Origin of the sequence: Pseudomonas emilianonis (genome assembly GCF_023072625.1) — a bacterium.
GTDB classification, from domain to species: Bacteria; Pseudomonadota; Gammaproteobacteria; order Pseudomonadales; family Pseudomonadaceae; genus Aquipseudomonas; species Aquipseudomonas paraveronii.
Map to the genome: position 1 here is coordinate 1 of NZ_JAKNRV010000458.1, position 3,522 is coordinate 3,522.

The 3,522-nt window shown below is 63.4% G+C and carries 3 protein-coding genes and 2 pseudogenes; 1 reads left to right on the forward strand and 4 read right to left on the reverse strand.

From position 1 onward, the window contains the following. Positions 1 to 277 (reverse strand): annotated as a pseudogene (locus tag L9Z73_RS27430) (hypothetical protein); the annotation flags it as partial. Further along, complete coding sequence (gene hemF / locus L9Z73_RS27435; protein WP_247407791.1) at positions 277 to 1,209, reverse strand: oxygen-dependent coproporphyrinogen oxidase; 933 nt, start codon at positions 1,207 to 1,209, stop codon at positions 277 to 279. The gene hemF and the pseudogene L9Z73_RS27430, both read right to left, overlap by 1 nt. Before the next feature lie 160 nt (positions 1,210 to 1,369). Here hemF and L9Z73_RS27440 point away from each other — a divergent pair, with 160 nt between their 5' ends. Next, positions 1,370 to 2,347, forward strand: coding sequence for an NADPH:quinone reductase (locus tag L9Z73_RS27440; protein ID WP_247407793.1), 978 nt, complete (start codon positions 1,370 to 1,372; stop codon positions 2,345 to 2,347). A gap of 162 nt (positions 2,348 to 2,509) precedes the next feature. On the opposite strand, the gene L9Z73_RS27445 is transcribed toward L9Z73_RS27440, so the two are convergent. After that, positions 2,510 to 3,067, reverse strand: a complete 558-nt coding sequence (locus L9Z73_RS27445) for an L-threonylcarbamoyladenylate synthase (protein WP_247407795.1) — start codon at positions 3,065 to 3,067, stop codon at positions 2,510 to 2,512. Positions 3,068 to 3,121: 54 nt separating this feature from the next. Beyond that, a pseudogene (locus L9Z73_RS27450) lies at positions 3,122 to 3,522 on the reverse strand (hypothetical protein); the annotation flags it as partial.

Sequence of the window (3,522 nt, forward strand, 5' to 3'; positions counted from 1 at the left end):
GCGCCATGTCCGCGCTGCCGTGGCCCTTGACCGCATACTCGCTGGCGCGTGCGGTGAGGGTGTCGGCCAGGCGGTAGGCGTCTTCCTTGAACGGTACCGTGACGTTGGCGCCACGGCCTTGCTGAAAAAACTCACGGGCAAACCCGATGAAGTCCTCCAGCGGCGCCAGCAGAGCGCTGTAGTCCAGTTGCTCGCCGGTCTGTTCGGCGAACATGCGGTGAATCAACGGCGACTTGCTGTGGCCGATGGGGTTGCCGAACACCACATAACGGTCCATCAGACCGCCGCCTTGGGCGCAGCCACGCCGAGCCAGTCGCGGTCTTGCAGGAAGTAGTCGGTGAGGCGTGCTTCTTCGCTGCCGACGTCGGCTTTCCAGTCGTAGCTCCAGCGCACCTGGGGCGGCAGCGACATCAGGATCGACTCGGTACGCCCGCCCGATTGCAGGCCGAACAAGGTGCCACGGTCGTAGACCAGGTTGAACTCAACGTAACGACCACGGCGGAATTCCTGGAATTCGCGCTGCTGTTCGGTATAGGCCTGCGCCTTGCGGCGCTGCACGATCGGCAGGTAGGCGTCGATGTACGCATCGCCGATGGCACGGATGAAGGCGAAGCAGGTGTCGAAGTCCCACTCGTTCAAGTCATCGAAGAACAGGCCACCGATGCCGCGCGGTTCGTTGCGATGCTTGATATGGAAGTAGGTGTCGCACCAGGCCTTGTAGCGCGCATAAACGTCGGCGCCGAACGGCGCGCAGGCCTGCTCGGCCACACGGTGCCAGTGGATGCAGTCGTCTTCGTTGGCGTAGTAGGGCGTGAGGTCGAAGCCACCGCCGAACCACCACACCGCCTCTTCACCTTCCTTTTCAGCGATGAAAAAGCGCACGTTGGCGTGGGAAGTCGGTACATGCGGGTTGTGCGGGTGAATCACCAACGACACCCCCAGGGCTTCAAACCCGCGCCCGGCCAATTCAGGGCGATGCGCACTGGCGGACGGTGGCAGGCCGCTGCCAAACACGTGGGAAAAGTTGACGCCGCCTTTTTCGATCACCGCCCCGTTTTCGATCACACGGGTGCGACCGCCGCCGCCGGCAGGCCGGGTCCAGGCGTCTTCGATAAAGCGAGTGTCCGTCTCGAAGGTTTCCAGGGCGCTGCAAATACGGTCTTGCAGATCAAGCAGATAGGCTTTAACAGCCTCGGTGCGGGTAGTCATGGCATCACCTTGAATCGGGCAAAGCTACGCGAGGCCATTGGGCGTCGGCGGCAAATGGGCGCACAGGATACCACCGCACTCAGGTCCGTCGCAGTTGACGAAGATCAAGCTAAGGAGTCCGATAGGGGGCTACCCGAATTCGAACCCAGGAGAAGTGCAGATGGCCAAACGTATCCAGTTCAGCGCCCATGGCGGCCCCGAGGTGCTTGAGTATGTGGACTACACGCCAGCAGAACCAGGCCCACAGCAGGTTCGGGTGCGTAACGCGGCCATTGGCCTGAACTTCATCGATACCTACTTCCGCAGCGGCTTGTACGCGCCGCCGGCCTTGCCATCGGGCCTGGGCGCGGAAGGCGCTGGGGTGGTCGACGCCGTGGGCAGTGAAGTCAGCCAATTCAAGGTCGGCGACCGCGTGGCCTACGGCAGTGGCCCGTTGGGTGCCTACAGCGAACTGCACGTATTGCCTGCCGCGAACCTGGTTCACCTGCCAGACGACATCAGCTTCGAACAAGCCGCCGGCGCGATGCTCAAGGGCCTGACCACGCAATACCTGCTGCGCCAGACCTACGAGTTGAAGGGCGGCGAAACCATTCTGTTCCACGCCGCAGCCGGTGGCGTGGGCTCCCTGGCCTGCCAGTGGGCCAAGGCCCTGGGCGTGAAGCTGATCGGCACGGTCAGTTCGCCGGAAAAAGCCGCTGTGGCCAAATCCCTCGGCGCCTGGGCAACCATCGACTACAGCAAGGAAAACGTCGCACAGCGCGTGCTGGAATTGACCGACGGCAAGAAATGCCCGGTGGTGTACGACGGCGTCGGCAAGGACACCTGGCTGACCTCGCTGGACTGCGCGGCGCCACGCGGGTTAGTGGTGAGTTTCGGCAACGCCTCGGGTGCGGTGGACGGGGTGAACCTGGGGATTCTGGCGGCCAAGGGCTCGCTGTATGTCACCCGGCCGACCCTGGCGACCTACGCCAGCAACCCCAAGGACTTGCAGGCAATGGCCGATGATCTGTTCTCGATGATCAAGAGCGGCAAGGTGCGCATCGATATCAATCAGCGCTTCTCGCTGAAGGACGCGGCCAAGGCGCAGACCGAGTTGTCGGGGCGGCGCACCACGGGGTCGACCATTCTGTTGCCTTGACTGATCCCTGTGGCGAGGGAGCTTGCTCCCGTTGGGCCGCGAAGCGGCCCCAAAACCAACAAAGGTGTTTTCCAGATAGAACACGTTCGCCGGTTCTGGGCCTGCTACGCAGGCCAACGGGAGCAAGCTCCCTCACCACATAGGCGGTTTAACCGTGCAAAATCACGACGGCCGCAAAACCTCACCCGTCACCAGGTCGCGGATCAGGCTTGGGTTCTTGCGCCCACCAAGGGCGCCACCCAACACCAGATCGACCTGGCCACGGAAGTACTGCTCGACGCGAATCCGCGTGCGGGCGGCCGGGCGGCCCTGGGGGTTGGCCGAGGTGGAAATCAACGGCCCGACCAATGAGCACAGGTCGCGCACCAGCGGATGGTCGCTGACCCGCAGCGCCACGGTGTCATGCACCCCCGTGACCCATTCGGGCAACAGGTTCTGATGAGGCACCAGCCAGGTATTCGGCCCCGGCCAGGTGCTGGCCATGCGGTCGATCCAGTCTTGCGGGAAGTCTTCGAAGAGAAAATCGAACTGGCGGATATTATCCGCGACCAGGATCAGGCCCTTATCCACCGAGCGGTTCTTGATCGCCAGCAGCCGGTCCACCGCCGCTTCGTTCCACGGGTCACAGCCCAGGCCCCAGACCGCCTCGGTTGGATAGGCAATCACCGCGCCTGCGCGAATTTCTCGTGCGGCTTCCAGCACACGCCACCTGTTGACCATTGCTCACTCTCCGGACTAAAGCTCTGCGCAGTTTACCGATCTTCGTTACAAAACCTAGCAGCGCGCGAGCCAGCGCCCGCTTTCGCAGACCACCTGGCCTTCCAGCTCCAACTCGGTGAGTGTCGCCAGCACCTGGGACAACGGCCGCCCGCTGGCAATCGCCAAGGCTTCGCTGGTGTGCGGCGCCGCGTGCAGCAGTGCAACCAGCGGATGGGTCACCGGCAGCGGGGCCGGACGCGACAGCGCCTGCCACCCGCGCAAACCTTCAAGAATGTGCTCGATGGTTTCCACCAACACCGCGCCATCGCGAATGAGCTGATGACACCCCTTGGCCGCCGTGGCCTGGATCACCCGTTCCACTTCCGTGTGCAGGTCCTGCGCTGCTGCTGGCTGGCCGCAGCATTCCAGCAACTCGGCCAGTTCGGCGCATAGGGTCGCGACTTCACACTGATGGG